This is a genomic window from Hymenobacter aranciens (assembly GCF_030580865.1).
In the GTDB taxonomy this organism is placed as follows: domain Bacteria; phylum Bacteroidota; class Bacteroidia; order Cytophagales; family Hymenobacteraceae; genus Hymenobacter; species Hymenobacter aranciens.
Map to the genome: position 1 here is coordinate 1 of NZ_JAUQSY010000008.1, position 18,457 is coordinate 18,457.

17 protein-coding genes are annotated in these 18,457 nt (G+C 63.6%); 7 read left to right on the top strand and 10 right to left on the bottom strand.

The features are described 5' to 3' along the window. Window positions 1-80: 80 nt before the first annotated feature. Both Q5H93_RS12795 and Q5H93_RS12800 read right to left on the bottom strand, forming a co-directional pair. Entirely contained in the window at window positions 81-680 is a 600-nt protein-coding gene (locus tag Q5H93_RS12795; RefSeq protein WP_305006931.1) for an HPP family protein, read from the bottom strand. Window positions 681-779: 99 nt separating this feature from the next. Next, a complete protein-coding gene (locus Q5H93_RS12800; protein ID WP_305006932.1) occupies window positions 780-1,214 on the bottom strand; it encodes a hypothetical protein in 435 nt (144 codons plus the stop codon). Window positions 1,215-1,812: 598 nt separating this feature from the next. On the opposite strand from Q5H93_RS12800, the gene Q5H93_RS12805 reads away from it, so the two are divergent. Continuing rightward, a complete protein-coding gene (locus Q5H93_RS12805; RefSeq protein WP_305006933.1) occupies window positions 1,813-2,121 on the top strand; it encodes a DUF7677 family protein in 309 nt (102 codons plus the stop codon). 96 nt (window positions 2,122-2,217) lie between these two features. Here the strand turns inward: Q5H93_RS12805 and Q5H93_RS12810 are convergent, their stop codons facing one another. From Q5H93_RS12810 to Q5H93_RS12820, 3 genes are all read right to left on the bottom strand, one after another. Next, a complete protein-coding gene (locus Q5H93_RS12810; RefSeq protein WP_305006934.1) occupies window positions 2,218-2,721 on the bottom strand; it encodes a hypothetical protein in 504 nt (167 codons plus the stop codon). Between the two features lie 15 nt (window positions 2,722-2,736). Further along, on the bottom strand, window positions 2,737-3,237 hold the full coding sequence (locus Q5H93_RS12815) for a hypothetical protein (protein WP_305006935.1): 501 nt from the start codon (window positions 3,235-3,237) through the stop codon (window positions 2,737-2,739). Window positions 3,238-3,467: 230 nt separating this feature from the next. Beyond that, a complete protein-coding gene (locus tag Q5H93_RS12820; protein ID WP_305006936.1) occupies window positions 3,468-5,666 on the bottom strand; it encodes a TonB-dependent receptor in 2,199 nt (732 codons plus the stop codon). Between the two features lie 197 nt (window positions 5,667-5,863). Between Q5H93_RS12820 and Q5H93_RS12825 the strand changes: the two genes are divergently transcribed. From Q5H93_RS12825 to Q5H93_RS12840, 4 genes are all read left to right on the top strand, one after another. After that, window positions 5,864-6,322 (top strand): DUF6530 family protein, encoded by a 459-nt coding sequence (locus Q5H93_RS12825; RefSeq protein WP_305006937.1) that lies wholly within the window; start codon window positions 5,864-5,866, stop codon window positions 6,320-6,322. Window positions 6,323-6,393: 71 nt separating this feature from the next. Beyond that, window positions 6,394-7,848, top strand: a complete 1,455-nt coding sequence (locus Q5H93_RS12830; protein ID WP_305006938.1) for a class I adenylate-forming enzyme family protein — start codon at window positions 6,394-6,396, stop codon at window positions 7,846-7,848. Window positions 7,849-7,869: 21 nt separating this feature from the next. Further along, window positions 7,870-8,964 (top strand): DUF3419 family protein, encoded by a 1,095-nt coding sequence (locus tag Q5H93_RS12835; protein ID WP_305006939.1) that lies wholly within the window; start codon window positions 7,870-7,872, stop codon window positions 8,962-8,964. A gap of 231 nt (window positions 8,965-9,195) precedes the next feature. Beyond that, complete coding sequence (locus Q5H93_RS12840; RefSeq protein ID WP_305006941.1) at window positions 9,196-10,386, top strand: phosphotransferase; 1,191 nt, start codon at window positions 9,196-9,198, stop codon at window positions 10,384-10,386. A 270-nt stretch (window positions 10,387-10,656) separates the two neighbouring features. On the opposite strand, the gene Q5H93_RS12845 is transcribed toward Q5H93_RS12840, so the two are convergent. Genes Q5H93_RS12845 through Q5H93_RS12860 form a run of 4 tightly spaced genes read right to left on the bottom strand, consistent with a single transcriptional unit; the run spans window position 10,657 to window position 15,203 of the window. After that, on the bottom strand, window positions 10,657-11,733 hold the full coding sequence (locus Q5H93_RS12845; protein WP_305006942.1) for a hypothetical protein: 1,077 nt from the start codon (window positions 11,731-11,733) through the stop codon (window positions 10,657-10,659). Then, window positions 11,726-13,393 (bottom strand): PEP-utilizing enzyme, encoded by a 1,668-nt coding sequence (locus Q5H93_RS12850; RefSeq protein ID WP_305006943.1) that lies wholly within the window; start codon window positions 13,391-13,393, stop codon window positions 11,726-11,728. Before Q5H93_RS12850 ends, Q5H93_RS12845 begins: the two co-directional genes overlap by 8 nt. 15 nt (window positions 13,394-13,408) lie before the next feature. Next, window positions 13,409-14,317: a PEP/pyruvate-binding domain-containing protein gene (locus Q5H93_RS12855; protein ID WP_305006944.1), complete on the bottom strand. Its 909-nt coding sequence runs from the start codon at window positions 14,315-14,317 to the stop codon at window positions 13,409-13,411. Window positions 14,318-14,321: 4 nt separating this feature from the next. After that, entirely contained in the window at window positions 14,322-15,203 is an 882-nt protein-coding gene (locus tag Q5H93_RS12860) for a UbiA prenyltransferase family protein (RefSeq protein ID WP_305006945.1), read from the bottom strand. Window positions 15,204-15,682: 479 nt separating this feature from the next. Here Q5H93_RS12860 and Q5H93_RS12865 point away from each other — a divergent pair, with 479 nt between their 5' ends. Both Q5H93_RS12865 and Q5H93_RS12870 read left to right on the top strand, forming a co-directional pair. Continuing rightward, on the top strand, window positions 15,683-16,993 hold the full coding sequence (locus Q5H93_RS12865; protein ID WP_305006946.1) for a PAS domain-containing protein: 1,311 nt from the start codon (window positions 15,683-15,685) through the stop codon (window positions 16,991-16,993). A 49-nt stretch (window positions 16,994-17,042) separates the two neighbouring features. Next, complete coding sequence (locus tag Q5H93_RS12870) at window positions 17,043-17,399, top strand: hypothetical protein (RefSeq protein WP_305006947.1); 357 nt, start codon at window positions 17,043-17,045, stop codon at window positions 17,397-17,399. Window positions 17,400-17,544: 145 nt separating this feature from the next. Here Q5H93_RS12870 and Q5H93_RS12875 read toward each other — a convergent pair whose 3' ends face one another. Then, window positions 17,545-18,315: a TatD family hydrolase gene (locus tag Q5H93_RS12875; RefSeq protein WP_305007197.1), complete on the bottom strand. Its 771-nt coding sequence runs from the start codon at window positions 18,313-18,315 to the stop codon at window positions 17,545-17,547. Window positions 18,316-18,457: the final 142 nt, after the last annotated feature.

Sequence of the window (18,457 nt, forward strand, 5' to 3'; positions counted from 1 at the left end):
TCCCAACTCCCAACTCCCAACTCCCAACTCCCAACTCCCAACTCCCAACTCCCAACTCCCAACTCCCAACTCCCAACAACTTACACTCCGGGGGGATTCTGCCTTGCGTAGCGGCGCCAGATTTTATACCAGTGCCGGTTGAGGGGATATTGGCGGGTGGGCGAGATGTTATTAAATACCAGGGCTACCAATAATAGGATGCAGACGCCGGCCAGCACGGGCATGAGGACGTAGCCGTAGCCGAGGGCTTTGAGTTGGGCCGAGCCGACGTTGGCGATGAGGGCGGTGGCGCCGCCGGGCGGGTGCAGGGTTTTGGTGATTTGCATGGCCACGATGGAGAGCGACACGGCCAGGGCGGCGGCCAGCCAGAGCTCCTGCCCTATCAGCTTGTAGATGGTGACGCCGATGAGGGCGCTGAGGACGTGGCCGCCGAGCAGGTTGCGGGGCTGGGCCAGGGGGCTGTTGATGGCGCCGTAGATGAGCACGGCGGAGGCGCCGAAGGAGCCGACGAGCAGCAGGGTATCCTGCGGGCCGAAGAGGTAGCGGCTGAGCAGGCCGATGGCGGCCAGGCCGGTGAAGGCGCCGAGGAAGGTGAAGAGGTGCTCGCGGGCGTCGAAGAGGGTTTCGGCGTAGATGACGAGGCGCACGCGGCGGGCGTGGTGGCGGAGGCGTTTTTTCATGTGGTTGTAGCGCGAACTTTAGCTACCGCTGACCTGCGGTTGTAGTTCGCGTCCCAGAACAACTTTAACGGCGTGGGGACGCGAACTACAAAGTTCGCGCTACCATCGCGCTACCGGCTGCTGGCGGAGCCAGGCGCGGGCTTCGGTTTCGCTGAGGCAGGGGTGGTAGGGCAGGCCCATCTGCCGTGCCCGGGCCAGCACGGGCACGGTGGAAAGGCGGGCAAATACCTCGGCGGGCAGCACGGCGGCCACCTGCGCGAAGCCGCTGAAGCGGGCCTGGCGGGGCAGCCATTCCTGGGTGAGCCAGTGCTTGGCAGCTTCGGCGAAGGGAGCGGCGCGGAGCTCATCGTTGAGCAGCTGGGGGGCGCGGGTGTGGCGCTGGGCCCAAGCCAGCTGCTCGAACACGGCCTGCACGCCAGCCAGCTCGCGGGGGCCGGGCTGCCACTGCAGGCACAGCAGGCCGCCGGGCTCGTGAGTGAGGCGGGCCAGGGCATTAGTGAAGAGGATGGCGGGGACGGTGGGGGGCACAAGCATGGCACGATGCACTAGGAGGACGAACAAACGAGAGCGTAAGGGCGTGCATCATGGACGGGGGGCTGGGCCTGGGAGGATATACCCCAAAGGTGGGCGGAGGGGGCAGCCGGCGACAAGTGAAACCGGCAGAGGGGGCAGGTTTGGCGACGGAGAGGGGGAGTTTGGGGACGGGTGGCGGGGAGTGGGAAAGGAGCTTCGGTCCGGCGGGGCGGGGGCTACGGGTAAACATGATTTTCCGGGCACCGTTCGGCAGTCGATTAGGAGCTCCCGGGAACGGAATAGTGCAAGCCGGAAATCAATTTGGAGCTTTCGAGGGATGATTGAGAGGTTGCCGGAGGTGATTAGGAGCAGGGCGGATATAGTTTGGAGGCTGCCAAAACCGCCTTGGAGGGGTCGGCAACGTATTTTCAGCAGCAGTTAAGGCACTTGGAGGTTTAGGAAATGAGGCTGGGAGGGGCCGGGGTGGGTAGCGGGGGCGGCGGGGAGAAAAAAGGCGGGGATTTTGTATAAAGGCAGGATGAGGCTTTCGCTGTTTTTGTACTTTTGCAAGCCAGCTGACTTTTGAGGGCGGTGGGTGATGACGAAGTAGATTTGCCGTATGAAACTGAGCTCTTCGGTCAGCGGCGCGTTGCGCACCTTTGCGTACTTCATGGCGAGCGGCACCCATGAGCTGCTCAGGGGCATTGAGTACCTGGACCTGTATGGGGAGGAGCCCAGCGCCATCGAGCAAGCGTTTGCTATTTATGCCAACGTGCTGGAGTTGGATGCAGAAGGCGAAGTACTTAATGCGGCCTATGCCGAGCAACGGGCCACCCAGTATATCCGCGCCTACTGCGACCCGGAAGTTGTGGTAGAGCCGCCGTTTGAAGATTGGGAGCTGGCCCTGCACCCGCCACTGCGCGCCTAGCCGCTACCCGGCAGCGGGCGGGGCAGTGAAGCGCGCTCCACGCAAAAAGCCCCGGCTCGTGGTGGAACCGGGGCTTTTTCTGCGGCGCGGCATGGCCTACTTGGTGAGGTTGAACTGGCCTTCGCTGATGGTTTTGCTGGTGACGGGGGTGCCTCGGTCGTCGGCCCGCAGCGAGAAGGTGCCGACTACGCTGGTGGGCGAGATGCTGGTGATGGTGACGGTGCCGCTGCCCTGGCTGGGGCCGCTGGCGGCGTAGATGCCGGTGGTGCCGTTGCCGACCACGGTGTACATGCCCATGTTGATGGCGGTGCCGCTGGCGGGGGCGTTGAGGCTGTAGGTGCCCACGGCCTGGGGCACGTTGATGCCGATGGAGCGGGTGACGCCGCTGGCCGTGTGGCTGCCGGAGATGGACACCATGTTGGTGGTGGCGACGACGTAGAAGAGCGGCTGCGTGGCGGTGTAGGTGGTGCCGCCCTCGGTCCAGCGCAGGCCGGCGGCGGGGGTGGCGGGGGTAGCGGGCGCGGGGTCGTCTTTCTTATCGGACGAACAGGCGGCCAGCGTGAGGAGCAGGCCCAGGGCGGGGAGGCGGAGGAAGTTCATACGGCACGAAAAGGCTTAGCGCTTGATATTGAACTTGCCGTTGGTGAGGGCTTTGGTGGCGCCGGCGGGCGCGAAGGCTTCGCCGGTGAAGGTGAAGGTGCCCACGATTTCGGTGGCCGTGACGCTGGTGACGACGACGCTGCCCGAGCCATAGGAGCCCGAGGCGACGTAGCTGGTGGTGGTGCTGCCGATGGTGGTGGCGTAGCTGGCCAGGGTGCCGGTGGTGCCATTGGCGCCTACGGCGTAGGTGCCGGCGGTGGCGGGCACGTTGATGGTGACGTTGTAGGTGTCGTTGTTGGGGGCTTTGTACTGGCCGAGCAGGGCCATGGCGCCCCCGGCTACCGATTTGACCACCGTGGTGGAGGCGTAGTTGGTGCCGTCGGTGGTCCAAGTGAAGCCGTTGGTGGGGGTAGTTGGGGTGGGGTCGTCTTTCTTATCGGACGAGCAGGCGCCGAGCGCGACGAGGGCGGCCAAAGCCAGCGGACGTACGACGGAGGAGAAACGAAGGGGCAGCATAATAAGAGAAAAAAGATAGGTGAAACAGGCACTTAGCAGCCGTGCTGTTAAGTTTGACAAAGGTAGATGTGGCCCCAAGGGCCCTACCATACCCACCAGCCCGCATTTTTGGGTCCGTGCCAGCCCGGAGGTGGCGGTCATGCTGAACGCAGTGAAGCATCCTCTCGCGTTCGAACGAAATCGTTGAGGCGTGAGAGGATGCTTCACTGCGTTCAGCATGACAGTTCTGCTTAGTCGGGCGCGGTTTCCAGGTCCACCTTGGCCTTTTTGTTAATGGAAATGAACACGCCCACGAACAGCATCTGGGGCACGGGGGCCGTGACGGCCACGCGGTTCCAGTGGCCGCTGGCGTCGGGGGCGTCGGCGTAGCGGTAGCCGAAGATGTTGCGGCGGCCGAGCACGTTGGAGGCCGAGACGTGGATGATGGTGAACTGGCCGAAGAGCGTGGTGAGGTAGCTGGCGTTGAGGCTCAGGTCGTGGAAGGCGGGGGTGCGGCCCTGGTTGTAGGCGGCGGTGTTCAAGTCATTGTAGCGGCGGGGGCTGCCGTAGCTGTAAGTGGCGCTGAACTGGGTGTGGAGCTTCTGGGCCCAGTATTTGGCCACGACGCTCAGGTTGTGGGCGGCGGCAAAGGTGGGCACGGCCGCGGTAGGGTCGGCGCGGTATTGGCGGCGGGTGTCGAGCAGGCCGTAGCTGACCCAGTAATCGACTTTACGGAAGGTGGTTTTGTCGCGCCAGAACAGGTCGAGGCCCTGGGCGTAGCCGGCGCCGGCGTTGCGGTAGGCGGTGGGGTTATAGGGGTTTTGCGGGTCGAAGGTGACGAGGTTGCGGTAGGTTTTGCGGTAGATTTCGGCGCGCAGGGTGCGGTTGTGGGCGATGCGCTGGTAGGTGAGCAGGAGGTGTTCGGACTGCTCGAATTTCAGGTTCGAGGTGAAGCGGAGAAGGTCGTTGGTGGGGGTTTGGTAGAAGCGGCCCCAGGCGGCGGAGAGCTGGCTGGCGGCGCCGGTTTGGTAGGCCAGGGCCAGGCGGGGGGCCAGGCTGCCTTGATTTAGCAAGGAAGAATATTCGGCGCGCAGGCCGGCGCGGGCGGCCAGGCGGCGGGCGGGCACGAGGTCGCTTTCGAGGAAGGCGGCGGCGCGCTGCTCGTCGAAGCCGAGGTGGCGGGGGGCGGCTTCGGGGGTGGCGCGGTACTGCTGGCGGTAGTGCTGGGCGTAGGCCTCGGTGCCGAGCTTGAGGTTGAACCAGGTGCTGGCCGAGTCGTTGGTGAGCACGAGGCGGGCCACGGCTGACTGCTCCAGGTCGCGGATGGATTGCTGGTCGGGGCGGGTGAGGTTGTCGTCGTGGGTGAGGGCCAGGCCGGTATTCAGGCTCCAGCCGTGGCGCAGGGGGCTGCGGAAAGTGATGTTGAGGTAAGCGTTGTCGTTTTGGAGGGCCACGGGGCGGCCATTCTGGAGGTATTCGGGGTTGGCGTCGGGCTGGCGGATGGCCATCTGCTGGTGGCTCACGGTGCCGTACACTTTGAGCATGCCGGCCTGGCCGGTGCGGTGGCGCAAACTGAGCGAGCCGCCGCGGGTTTGGGGCGCTTTATCCCAGCCCTGGCCGGGCACGGCGAGGGCCACGTAGGGCGCCAGGTTGGTGTAGTCGGCGGTGAGGGCCAGGGAGGTGCGCTCCCAGCGCTTGGTGCGCGAGAGGCTGCCGCCGAGGCTCATGAGCGAGATGCCGGTCTGGGTTTCGGCGGCGAGGTCGTCGGAATTGAGGCCCACCACGGCGCTCAGGGCCTGGCCGTACTCGGCCGAGTAGCCGCCGGTGCTGAACACGGTGCCCTTGAAGAGGAAGGGCGAAAAGCGGCCGCGCGCGGGCACGGCGGGCACCGAGCCGCCGTAGGGGTTTTGCACGGGCAGGCCGTCGAGGTAGGTTTTGGTTTCGGAGGCGGCCCCGCCACGCACGAAGAGCTTGCCCTCCTCCCCCACCCGGGTGGTGCCGGGCAGGGCGTTGAGGGCGCCGGTGATGTCGCCGACCGAGCCGGCGGTGGTCACGATGTCGAGCGAGCTGAGCACGGTACCGCGCTTTTCGTCGCCGGCCTCGAAGGCGCCGGCCGTCACGACCACGTCGCCGAGCTGGGCGCGGGTGGGTTTGAGTTTGATACCCGGCATCGTGATGGGGCCCTGGCCGAGCGTGCAGGGCAGCTCCTGCGGCTCATAGCCGATGAGGGTGACGACGAGCGGCAGCGCGCCGGTCTGGTCGGTGCTGAACTCGAAATGGCCCTCGGGGTCGGTGCTGGCGCCGTCGAAAGTGGTTTTGAGGAACACGTTGACGCCAGGCAGCGGCTGGCCGCCGGCGTCGCGCACGGTGCCCGACAGGCGAGTGCTTTGGGCCAAGGCGGCGCTGGCGAGGCTAAGCAGCAGAGTGAGGATGAGTAGCGGAGTTTTCATGGCCCAAAGGTGGGCGGCGGGCCTATCGGCGGGCTACTTTTTGTTGCCGAAGCGTCGGGCGGAGCGGATGAAGCGTCATTTTTTGGCAAATATAGTAAACATATGGATTTACACTGTATATTTGTACCGGCAGCCGGGATACTGCTTACTCAGCCCCCGGCTGGTCGCGTTTTTTTCATTGTTTAATTTTTGCACTTATGAATCAACCAATCCCAACCCACCTCTCACATACTCCCCTCATCCGGGTTGAGAGTTACAATCACAAAGACGGCGCGTACCATCCTAATGACACCGATGCTAAAGGTTTGTCAATTGGATTAGCATCTTGGGACAAATCGGAAGTTTCGCTTAAAGTATGGCGCTATACTGGCGAGATGTGGAGCCGTCAAGCAGAAGAACTACCTTGGCATCGGCCGCTAGACTTATCTATTCTACTGCTTTCGTCGATTGCCCATTCCTATCGGGCAGATATACCTGCATCAAGCCTACAAGAGTCTGGCTCACCGCAGAATTTCGCCCAGCTAAAAGCTTATTTTGAGTCCAATTCACAAGAGCCAAAGCCAGGCGAGACTACAGAATTAGAAGAACTCAAAAGAAGAATCCGCGAACTACGCAACATTTTGGAACTGGCTGCTGATGCACTAGGTATCAATTAGGCCTAGTTCGCGATTGTAATTTCAAGGCCTCGGCAGAGTAAGATGCCGGGGCTTTTTTATCTGAAGGCCCGATGTCCGCCAACTTCTACGCCCACATCGCCACAACCCTGCGCGCCCAGCCAGCCACTACGCTGCTCACCTGGCCCGCCCTCACGCCCGCCGAAGCAGGCGACTACGTGCCGCCCGCCCACTATTCCGGCGCCGAAATAGCCGCCGCCGTGGCCGCCATGCGCCAGCGCCTGGCGGCCGCCGGGGTGCAGCCCGGGCAGCGGGTGCTGCTGCTGGTGCCCGTCAGCTTCGAGCTGATTGGGGCACTGCTGGGCGTGCTGGCGCACGGCGCAGTGGCGGTGCTGCCACCTGCCAAAGCCAGCCCGGGGCAGCTGCTGCGGCTGGCCCGGCGCGAGCAGTTGGCAGCAATTGTATTAGCGCGGTCGCCCGGGTTTGAGTTTTGGCTGACGAGCAAGATTTTCAGTCTGAAACTGCTGGATGCGCGGAAGCTGACCGGCCACTTTTCCGACCTGCCTCCGCAAGCAGTGTTGCCCAGCCAGCCGGCGCTCATCACCCACACCTCCGGCTCCACAGGCCAGCCCAAGCAGATTGTGCGGACGCACGCCGTGCTCAGCGCCCAGCACGCGGTGCTGAAGCAGATTTTTCCGCCCTGGCCGGGGCAGCAGGACTTTCCGCTGTTCCCGAACGTGCTGCTGCACAACTTAGCTAGCGGCGCGGCCAGCGTGTTGCCCCAGGTGCCGTGGGGCAATTTTGCCGACTTTCACCCGCCGCTGGTGGCGGCGCAGTTGCGAGATTTCGAGGTGCATACGCTCACCGGCAACGTATTCTATTTCCAAAAGCTATTACCGGAATTCCAGCAGGAGCCGGGTGGCTTCCCGGCGGTGCGGGCGCTGGGCGTGGGCGGCTCGCCGGTGCCCGAGTGGCTGGTTCACAAGCTGCAAGTAGTGTTTTCGCAGGCCACGATTTACGTCATTTACGGCTCGTCCGAAGCCGAGCCGATTGCCGTGCGGCCGCTCACGGCCCGCGCCGAAAGCCCCGCGCTGGGCTATGCCGTGGGGCCGGTGCATCCGTCGCTGGAGCTGCGGCTGGAACCTCTGGGCGAGTTGGAACTACCCGGCGGCGAGCGCCGCCCGGTGGGCGAAATCCAGGTGCGCGGGCCGCACGTGGCCAGCCCCACGCCCGGCAACTGGCTGCGCACCGGCGACTTCGGCTACCGCGCCGCCGACGGCCAGCTATACCTCACCGGGCGGGCGGGCAACGAGGCCTTGCGCTACGGCGTCCAGCACTATCAGCTGGAGCATGTGCTTCAGCATTTGCCGGGCGTGCAGCGCGTGGCGGCGCGGCCGGGGGCGGCGGGCTTTGCCGTGTACGTGCAGGGCGAGGCCACCGAAACGGCCATCCGGACGGCGCTGGCCGCCTACTTCCCGGCGGCAGTGTGCGCCGAAGTGCATTTCCGGGCCGAGCTGCCGGTGGACCACCGCCACCACTCCAAAATCCGCTACGGTGAGCTGCACTAAGAATGACAAAAGCTCCTGATTATGAATTCTGAATTCCAGAACGTCGCCCTCGACCAGCTGCGCTACTCGCTGGTGTGGGAAGGCAGCACCACGCTCTACCGGGCGCTCGACATTCAGCCCGACGACCACGTGCTCGTCATCACCGGGGCGGGCTGCAACGTGCTCAATACCCTGCTGCACCCCCCCCGGCAGGTCACGGCCATCGACCTCAACCCCGAGCAAAACCGGCTGCTGCGCCTGAAATGCCACGTCATTCAGCACCACGAGTACCCGGTGTTTCGCGGGCTGCTGGGGCTGGATGGCGCGGCTGCGGTGGCAGCGGCCTGGGCAGTTGTGCGGCCGGATTTGCCTGGGGAAGAACAAGAGTTCTGGGAGGCGTTTTTTGCCCAGCACCCCGGCGGCTTACTCGGCGCGGGGCGGCTGGAAATGTACGTCAATGCCTTTCTACCCACCCTGGCACCGGCGCTGCAAGCGCAGCTGCGGCAGCTGCTGTCTTTTGGCGATATAGCCAAGCAGCAAGCTTATTTCCAATCAGTAATTGAATCACCGGATTCCACTTTTCGCCCACAGTTCATCGAGTACTTCGACGCCGCCAACCTGAGCAAAGGCCGCGACCCACGCCTGTTTCGCTACGCGCAGGAGTCGGGCGGGGCGCTGTTTTACCGGCGTCTGCAGCGGCACCTGGGGAAGGTGTTGCTGCGCGATAATTTCTTCTCGCGCTTTTTCTTTTTTGGGCCGACGGGGCTGCCGGAAGATATTCTACCGCCCTGCTACCAAAGTGGCAGCTATGCGGCGTTGCGAGCGCAGCTGCCCAGGCTGCAAGTGGCCACGGGCGAGGCCACGGCCTACCTGTTATCGGACGCCGGCCGGCGCATTACGAAGGCCAGCTTGTCCAATATTTTCGAGTACGTGAGCGAGGCGGAGTTTGAGCGGGTTTGTCGGCAGTTGGGGGAGAATTCGGCACGGCGGCTGCGGCTGGTATTCTGGAATCTGCTGCAGATGCAGGCGCCGGGGAGTAGCGCGTCTGTTCCGTTGCTGGAAGAGTTGTCGCGGGAGTTGTCGGCGGCGGAGGCCTGCTTTTATTTCGACAGCGTGCGGGTACTGAGCTGGGCGTAGGAGCGCGGCTGGGCTAAGCAGATTTTTAAAGTCCGATTTCAGCCGTCTCATCAATTGGACTTAAGGTCTGTTTTTCAATAGTTGATGATGCAATTTATTTTCAGGCAACCTTCACCACATAATATCTGAAAAGTCCCTAAAACCAAGCTAATTTTCCGCCGCCAGGCATCGAACGGGCCAACCTCGCAGTTATTTCGGGCAGTCAAACTTCTCACTCACTCCCACCCCATCATGAAGCCCGCCGACTATTGCAGCCCCGCCTTTCTGGAAATGCTGATGCGCCGCCACGCCCCCACCCGCGGCATCCGGGTAGAGCGCGTGCGGCCGCTGGATTTGGATAGCTCGTCCAGCATTCTTTCGGCCCTCACGGCGGGCACTTCCGGGCAGCCCGTGGGCCACTTCGGCCTCGAAGTGCAGCTGCGGGCCGACGGCCAGCCGCGCACCGAGCGGCTGGTGCTCAAGCTCAAGCCCCACGGCCGCGAAATCTCGACCATGCTGGCGGGCCTGGCCCAGGCCAACGGTGGCAAGCTGGCCGCCATCTACCCGCGCTTCCAGGCCCTCACCGGCTTCGAGCATACCCACTGGCGCGAGCTACAGGCCTACGCCCAGCCCGACCCCAGCGGCCTGCTGCCCCAGGTGTGGGCCAGCTACGCCGACCCCACCACCGACACCTACCTGCTTCTACTCGAATATCTTGACGAGAGCCGCACCGTGGAGCTGCTGAACTCCGTGATGCAGCCCGAGCGCTGGACCGACGCGCACATTCGGGCGGCCCTCACGCAGGTGGCGGCCTGGCACGCGGCGCACCTCGCCCCCACCCTGGCCGCCCAGGTCAACTACGGCCTCGACGTGCCCTCGGCCAACTTTATGCAGCAGCTGGCCCCGCTGTGGTCGGCGCTGCTGGGCAATGCCGCCGCGCACTGCCCGGCGCTGTACAGCCCGGCGCGAGTGGCGCGGCTGCAACAGGCCATTGCCCATATCCCAACTTACTGGCAGCGCCTGGCGCAGCACCCCAAAACCCTTGTACACAACGACCTGAACCCGCGCAACACCTGCTTCAAGCGCGCCGCCGACGGGCAGCTGCGCTTCTGCGCTTACGACTGGGAGCTGGCCACTTACCACCTGCCGCAATACGATGTGGTAGAGCTGCTGGCCTTCGTGCTCGATGCCGACCGCTACCACCTGCGCCCCACCTACCTGGAGCACTACCGCCGCGAGCTGCACGCCCGCACCGGCCAGTTTGGCGATGCCGCGCTCTTCCGCGAAGGCTTCGAGCTGGCGGCGCTGGATTTCGGCCTGCACCGCCTGGGGATGTATATGATGGCGCACAGTCTCAGCCCATACCCGTATTTGCCGCGGGTGGTGGACAGCTTTTTTGACACTATTAAGGAGCTGGAAGTTGCGCCCCTGGCGCGAGTTTAGGCGCAGCCGTAACTCGTGCCTACTATCACGGGAGGCTGCGCCTCCCCCGTTAGCGCCGTTAGGGTTGGTAGAGCCAGCCGTTCTGTTGCGAGGCGCAGCCTCGCCCGAATGTTTGGCGCCCCTGGCGCGAGTTTAAGCGCAGCCGTAACTCGTGCCCACTATCACGGGAGGCTGTGCCTCCCCCGTTAGCGCCGTTAGGATTGTTAGAGTCAGCCGTTCTGTTGCGAGGCGCAGCCTCGCCCGAATGTTTGGCACGAGTTACGGCTACGCCTAAACTCGCGCCAGTCGCGCCAGTCGTTCAAACAGTGCATAATGCGCCGTTTCTACGGGCAAATCCTTTGTGAAGCGGAGCGAATAGTTATCAGCCCGCATGAGGCAGAAAATGGCCTCCTCATAGTATTGCTGAAAGCTGCGCATGGCGTAGGCGGCCAGCAAATCCTGCAGGCCGCGCTGCCGGAAATCGGGGTGCACCCCCACGGTCTTCACCAGCAAGGTTTTGCGCGGCAGGCGCGGGTAGTCGCGCTCAAAAACCGGCGCCACATCCGGGGGTAGATTCAGGCCGTGATAGTTGGGCTGGCACAGGCTAAGCGCCGCCAGCCGCCCGCTGGCCTGGTCCCGAAACAGCACCGACGAATGCGGGCACAGCCGCGCCGCAAAGGCCGGATTATATAGGGCATCGAATTGCGCCCGGGGCACGGCTTTGTAGGCCGGGTTCTGGCTGAAAACCTCGTGGACGAGCTGATACAGCTCGTCGGCCAGCAGTGGCCAGGTGGCGGGCGTTAGGGCAATGAAATCGAAGGGAATGCGGGTTAATTCTTCTAAGGCAGGCTGCTTTTGCTGGTAGGCCAGCGGCACGTCGACGGCCTGCAGGCGGCGGCTTTCGAAGTGCAGTTTGGGGGTGAAACCCAGGCTTGCCAGCAGGCGCGGGTAGTACGCCGGGTTCACCGGCTCGCGGTCGAACTGCTGCCAGCTGGGCGCGGGGTCCAGCCGCAGGCGGTAGCGCTGGAACGTATTGAAATGCAGCGGCCCCACGATGCTGGTTTTGCCCAGCCAGTCGGCATCGGCGGCCAGCACCGCGAAGGCTTCCGCGTTCAGCGCCGCGTCGTCCGTCGTTTCCCAGAAACCGAAATAGGCCGCCTCGCCAGCGAGCGGAAAAAGCCCGACCAGCCGCAGATTCTGGTGGTCGGTGTAGATGATGATTTCGTGCTGCGCGGCTTCTTGCTCAAACAATTGCCGCACGGCCGCGGCATCTTCGGCGGGGGCAAACGGCTGGTCGGCATACAGCCGTCGGGGTAGCTCAAAAAAGCTGGCAGGCAGCTGGCCGGTGTAGGGAATACGCTCAAGCATGGGCCAGTTCAGTTTCGACAACTACTTCTATTTCACCGCTGCTGCCGTCCATCGCCAGCTGCTGGCCCGAGCGCAGCCGCTGGCACAGCCCGGGAATGTTGATGATGGTGGGAATGCCCAATTCGCGCAGTAGAATGACGGAGTGCGACAGCGCCGAGCCGCGCTCGATGAGCACGCCCCGGCAGGTCGGAAACAGGGCGGCCCAGCCGGGGTCGGTGCGCGGGGCCACCACGATGCGGCCCGCCACGGCTAGGCTGTCGCCGGCCTCGGTGATGACAACGACCTCGCCGCTGACGCGGCCGGGGTAGCAGCCGGTGCCGCGCAGCCGGGTGTCGCTGGGGTCGGTTTCGGGCGGGCTGGCGGGACGGCCGGGTAGCGTCACGCGGCCAGGCACGGCCTGCCGGCGGTAGGCGGCAAATTCCTGCTGGCGAGCGGTTACCAGGGCCGATTGGTCGGGCCGGGCCGGGTTTTCGGCCGCTTGCCGGATTTCGGTTTCGGTGAGGTAAAACACATCCAGCGCCGTCGGCAGTTGCCCGGCGGCGGCCAGCCGCTGGCCCAGCGCCCGGTACAGCGCCCGGTACATGCCGAAAAGATGGGTGCGGTCGAGGCGCAGCTCTTCGCGGCGGGCCAGCGCCGCCTGGAGTTGCCGCAGGCTGCGCCACACGCCACCCGCGCGGCGCCACCACGGCTGCCGGCGCAGCAGGCTTTGTAATTCGGCTGTCGCGGCTTCGTGCAGGCGGCTGGTTGCAGCTGGGCTGGCAATGGGAGATTCCTGGCTCAGATAATTGTTCAGGTATCTGTAAAACAGGTTTTCATCCGTGCGCATGGTTTCGGTTTCGAGCTTCAGCTCGCCGATGCTGCGGTCGCCGTACTGGGCAAGGTATTCGTCGATTACTAGGTGTAAATCGGGTGCTAGCTCCTGAATTTGCCGGGACAAACCAGGCGGTAATTCGCGCAGCAGCGGCACCAGCTGCGGGTAGTGCGCGCGCACCTCGCGGGCCAGCGCCTGCATGGCGTGGGCGGGGCGGGCGCTGGCCAGCTCGGCGGTGGCGGCGGCAAAGTAGCGGCTCAGAAACTCGTCGGGGTCGGCCACGCCGGCCCGGCGCAGGCGGCGGGCTACGTCGCCGTTCAGCATCATCACCCGGAAATCGTTGATGATGGGCGTGGTCCACTGGTCGAGCAGCGTGCGGTCGAGCCGGGCTTTTTCGGCCAATAGCTCGGCGGCGCTTAATTTGCTCAATGGCAGTTGGTAGAAACGCTGGTACTGCTGCTCAAACTGCTCCTGAAAGGCCTGCACCCGCCGGGGCAAACTGGCAAAAGCCGCCAGCAGGCGCGTCATATTCAGGGCCAGGCGGGGCAGCAGGCGCAGCTTCTCGGGCAGGGTTTTGGCGGTGCTTTGCACGAAATCAACGGGCTCGTCGAGGCCCATCATTCGCTCCATGTCGGCCTTGTTCTGACGGAACGACGGCAGCAGCTGCAGGCCGCGGTACCAGTTATTGATGTTGTAGTAGATGCGGCCCTGCACTAGGCCCAGCAGCTGCGTCACCACCGGCTCGTGGGCGGCGATGGTGGCGGCGGGCAAGCCCAGCGTGCGCATGGTCTGGCGGTACACGGTGGCGTAGGCGCGCTGGGCGAAGCTGAAGGTCAGCGGAGTAGTCACGCCGCAATAGCTTTCCTAGATGTTGGCGTTGTCGTATACCACCACTTCGGGGATGGGCTGGGTGATGGGCCGCGTCTGCACCAGCCACAGGTGTTCGTGGTCCACCACAAACTCCACATCCTGCGGCTGGCCCAGCAAGAACTCCAGAAACGCCCCCGCCTGCCGCAATTCGGTTAGTATTCTGGCTGACAGACAGGGCTGCGCCTGCTGATTTTCGGGCACCGGCGCCAGGACCGGGGCCGCGCCGGCCAGCGGCTGCACCTGCTCGGTTTTCAGGGCAATTTTGCGGTGCACCTCGCGCCGGCTGGCTTTGTCGAAGTAAAACTCATCCGGCTCCAGCGCGCCGCCCACCAGCCCCTCGCCCAACCCCCACACGGCATGAATGGCCAACTCCTGCGGATACTCGGGGAAAGTACTGAACAGCACGCCCGCGGCCGTGGCGGCCACCTGCCGCTGCACAATCACGGCCGGCCGCGCCGCCAGGGTCAGGCCTTTCTGCCGCCGGTAGGCCAGGGCGCGGGCCGAGTAGGCGCTGGCCGCACAACGGCCCACGGCCGCCAGCACCTCGGCCAGCGAGTGCAAGCCCAGCAGCGAGTCCATGAGTCCCGGGAAGGCCGCTTGGGCGCCGTCTTCGTCGGCTACCGACGAGCGCACGGCCACGCCCGCCGCGCCCCACACCGCCAGCACCCGGCCCAGCGCCGCCTGCGTGGTCGCGGGCAATTCGAACTGCGCCAGGGCTTGCTGCCTCGCTGCCAACCCGGCTTCGTCGGTGCCCAGGCCCGTCAGCGCCGCATCGAATACCTCGGCCGGAATGACCACGAAGCCCGGCACCGGCAGCCCCAGGCGCCGCAGCCGAAACAGGCCTTCGGCCTTGCCGCCCACGGTAGTACCAGCCGGCACCGCGGCCTGGCGGGAGTCTATCAATCCATTAGTTACCATAGCCGTGAACGTGAAAAATCAAAGACAAATAACTGCACAGCATGAACAGCGACACCAGCACCTCGGCCCGCCGAAACCAGCCTTCTTCCGGCTGGCGCAGCGCCCGGCCATACACGCCCAGCGTGAGCACCAGCAGCCCGCCCAGCACCGCGTAGGGCCAGGCCGGCGCCCCCAGCAGCCGCAGCAGCCAGGCCTGCACGGCCACCCCGCCCAGCAGCACTAGCACCACGCCCGCCACCGCCCCACCTAGGCCCAGCACCTGCGAATACGACTCTACTGTGGGCCGCTCGGCGGTGGGGGCGCGGGTTTTGCGGGCCAGCTCGAAGGCGAAGCCGCCCAGCAGGCTCAGCAGCATGAGCAGCAGTAGCTTCGCGTCGCCGTGCGACACGTAGGCCAGCCACAGCCAGGCAATTACCAGCGGCATAATGAGCATGTGCGTGAGGGCATAGAGCAGCAGCCGTGCCCGCAGCCACTGCGGCGCGCCAAACTCGTAGCGCATCATCAGACTGTAGGCCAGCGCCAGCGCCCAGCCCAGCAGCGCCGCCCCACCCCGCGTGGCCGACCAGCCCAGCTCCAGCGCCGCGCCGACCCAGGCCAGGGTGCGCAGTTGCGGCAGCGTCACGAGGCCGCGCTGCAGCACGCGCTGCGGGTGGTTTTGGGCGTCGAGGGCGAAATCCTTGATTTCATCGAACACCCGCAGGCGAAAGAAAAACGAGATGGCGACGGCCATGCCCAGCCACTCGCTCCCCCCCAAGGGCCGCCCCACCCCCACCGTGCCCGCCACCGACCACACCGTGAGAAACAGCACGGCAAACAACGCCATATTGACCGGGGGGAAACGCTGGCGCAGGTAAGCCCAAAAGTTGCTCATACTCATATTGAATGCCGGTAGCCGGCTGGGTAACGGCTACGCAGTCGCAAAGAGAATACCTGACCGCAGATTTCCCAGCTCGTCTTGTGGCTACAGGGGACTTTTCCGCAAATACGCATTCGCTAGCAAAGTATTGCAATTCAATTGAAATCGAGCCATTAAAAGGACTTTTTTAAGTATCCTTTACCCAAGCCACAAGCAATTCTACTTCTGATTTCAGCCATTTTAATTTAAGTAATTTTCAATGTCTTATTTCTTAGAAAAAGTCAAATTCAGCAGCCTTCGCCCTGACGGGCACGTAATAAACCAGGGGAGAGCTGTTTTTACGGCATTCATCCTGGCCTTTCTAGCTCTTTGGAATACACTGCAGCGTTTGAATACCGGGCGGCCGGGCAATTTTACGGTTGTACTTTTACCGACTAATTTACCTTTCTACTGCGGCCGCCCCCGGCGCCTTCGCCTACCGATTAGTCTGCGTCATGCCCACTCCTGCCCTGCCCGTCGATTACCAACGTCTGTTTCATCAACTGCCCGAGAACTTTCTGCTCATCGACGCCGATGCGGCGGCCACTATTGTCGACAACACCGATGCCCACGTGGGCGTGTCGCTGAAGTCGCGAGCCGAGGTGGTGGGCAAGGCTTTTTTTGAGGCCTTTCCCTCGCCCGACCAAAACCAGGGCGACGAGATTCGCCGCTCGCACGAGCACGTGCGCCAACACCGGCAGCCCCACCAGATGCCCGTTATTCGCTACGATTTGGAGCGGCCCGGCGAGCAGGGCGGCGGCTTTGAGGAGCTGTACTGGCAGGCCACGCACTACCCCGTGCTGAACGAACAAGGTGAGCTGCAATACATTCTGCAGCGCACCCAGGACATCACCGAGCAGTACCGCGCCGCCCAGGCCGCTGAGGCTGCCAAAAAAGCCCTGGCCGAAGAGCAAGAGCGCACCCGCTTCATGCTCGAAAACCTGCCCGTGCTGGTGTGGACGGCCGGCCCCGACGGTGGCCGCGACTACTTCAACAGCCGTTGGCTGGCCTTCACCGGCCGCCCGATGGAAGCCGACCTCGGCAGCGGCTGGCTCGAAAACCTGCACCCCGACGACCAGGCCCGCGTGAGCGAAACCTGGCACCAGTCGGTGACCACCGGCGCCACTTACCAGGTAGAGTACCGCCTGCGCCGCCACGACGGCCAGTACCGCTGGATTCTGGTGCGCGCCACCCCGCGCCGCAACGCCGACAACGAAATCACGATGTGGGTGGGCGGCGCTACCGACATCCACGAGCAGCGCCAGATGGTGCAGGAGCTGCTGGAAGCCAACGAACAGCAGGGCCTGTTGTCGGAGCAGGCCTACGAGCTTTATCAGAAAGCCGAAAGCCAGCGCGAAACCTACTACAACCTGTTCATGCAGGCGCCGGCCATGATTTGTGTGCTGCGCGGGCCCGCGCACGTCTACGATTTTGTGAACCCGGTGTACCAGCAGATTTTCCCCGGGCGCCAGCTGCTGGGGTTGCCCGTGGCCGAGGCTTTGCCCGAAGTGGTGGACCAGGGTATTATCGCCATTCTCGACAAGGTGTACCAGACCGGTGAGTCGTTCTACGGCAATGAACTAAACCTCAAATTCATTCGTCCCGGCGAAAGGGAGCCTTACAACGGGTACTTTAACTTCACTTATCAGCAATTCCAGGAGCATGGCCAAGCAGCTGGTATCATGGTGTTTGCCTACGATGTAACCGAGCTGGTGGTAGCCCGCCAGGCCCTCGAAGGGCTGGCCGGCAACCCGCCCACTGCCTAAGCCCGGCGTCCGCCTTTTTTGCTTTTTTCCGCTTACCACTCCCCACCGCATGGCCCTTACCTCATTCGACTTTCAGCAAGCCCGCGTCAAGCAGGTGCTGTTCAAGTCGCGGCTGCGCTCGGTGCTCTACGGAGTACGCGAAGCGGAGCCGGAGCTTTTCTCCCTGCGCGAAAACCCGCTGGGTCAGTGGCTGCAAACGTCCGTGAAGCCCACGCTGGGCGCCCAGCCCGAGGTGTATGAAATCGAGCGCGTACTCCAGCAAATGCTGCAAACCGGCCACGATTTGGCCCGCCGCTACCAGAGCGGCTTCATCGAAGAAGCCCGCAACGGCCTCGACCAGGTGAATGCCTACGCCGACCAGATTGAGCTGCTGCTCACCGGTTTGGAACGGAGTGCTGCTGCTTGATTTTACTGGGATGAGGATGTAAAAAGAACTGTCATGCTGAACGCAGTGAAGCATCTCGTCCACGTAGCTAATCCCAGACGTTAAGGTTTACTACCACAAGCGAGATGCTTCACTGCGTTCAGCATGACAGTTCTTTTTCTTCTGCTTACCCCAAACCAAACAGCTCAAACGCATTCCGCGTCGTAGCTTCGGCCACATGCTCAGGCGTTTCGCCCAGCAGCGTGGCCACACGGTGCAGCACCAGCGGCAGGTAGGCCGGCTCGTTGCGCTTGCCGCGGTAGGGCACCGGGGCCAGATAGGGGCAGTCGGTTTCGAGCAGCAGGTGCTCCAGGCCGATGTCCGGCAGCGCCTTATCGGCACCGCCGTTTTTGAAAGTGGCTACGCCGCCGATGCCCAGCTTAAAGCCCAGCGCAATAACCTCTTCGGCTTCTTCCTTCGAGCCGGAGAAGCAGTGAAAAACCCCGCGCAAGGTGCCATCCTGGGCTTCTTTTACCAGGGCTACGGTTTCGGCGTGGGCTTCGCGGGTGTGCAGCACAATGGGCAGATTGAACTGCTTAGCCAAGCGCAGCTGAATGCGCAGGGCCTCCTGCTGCTCAGCGAATAAGGTTTTATCCCAGTACAAATCGAGCCCGGCCTCACCCACGGCGGCGAAGGGGCGGCGGCCCAGCCATTCCTCCACTTCGTAGAGCTGTTTCTCGAAATTCTTACCCACGGAGCAAGGGTGCAGCCCCATCATGGCAAAGCAAACTTCGGGCGCCCGGGCTTCGAGCGCCAGCATGGCATCGATGCTGGAATGGTCGATGTTGGGCATGACGATGGTGCGCACGCCAGCGGCAATGGCGCGGTCGAGGGCCGCGTCGCGGTCAGTTTTAAATTGCTCGGAATAGAGGTGAGCGTGCGAATCGGTGATGTGCATAGTGGTGCAAAGGTCGGCAGCCGACGACGATTTGCGCCAACCCGTCGCCGCCGCAAAGTAGATGAAGAACGAACGGCGCAACCCCAAAACGCTTTTGTCCGTTTTACAACTTAAAAATAAGTTGTGAAACTTAAAAACCCGT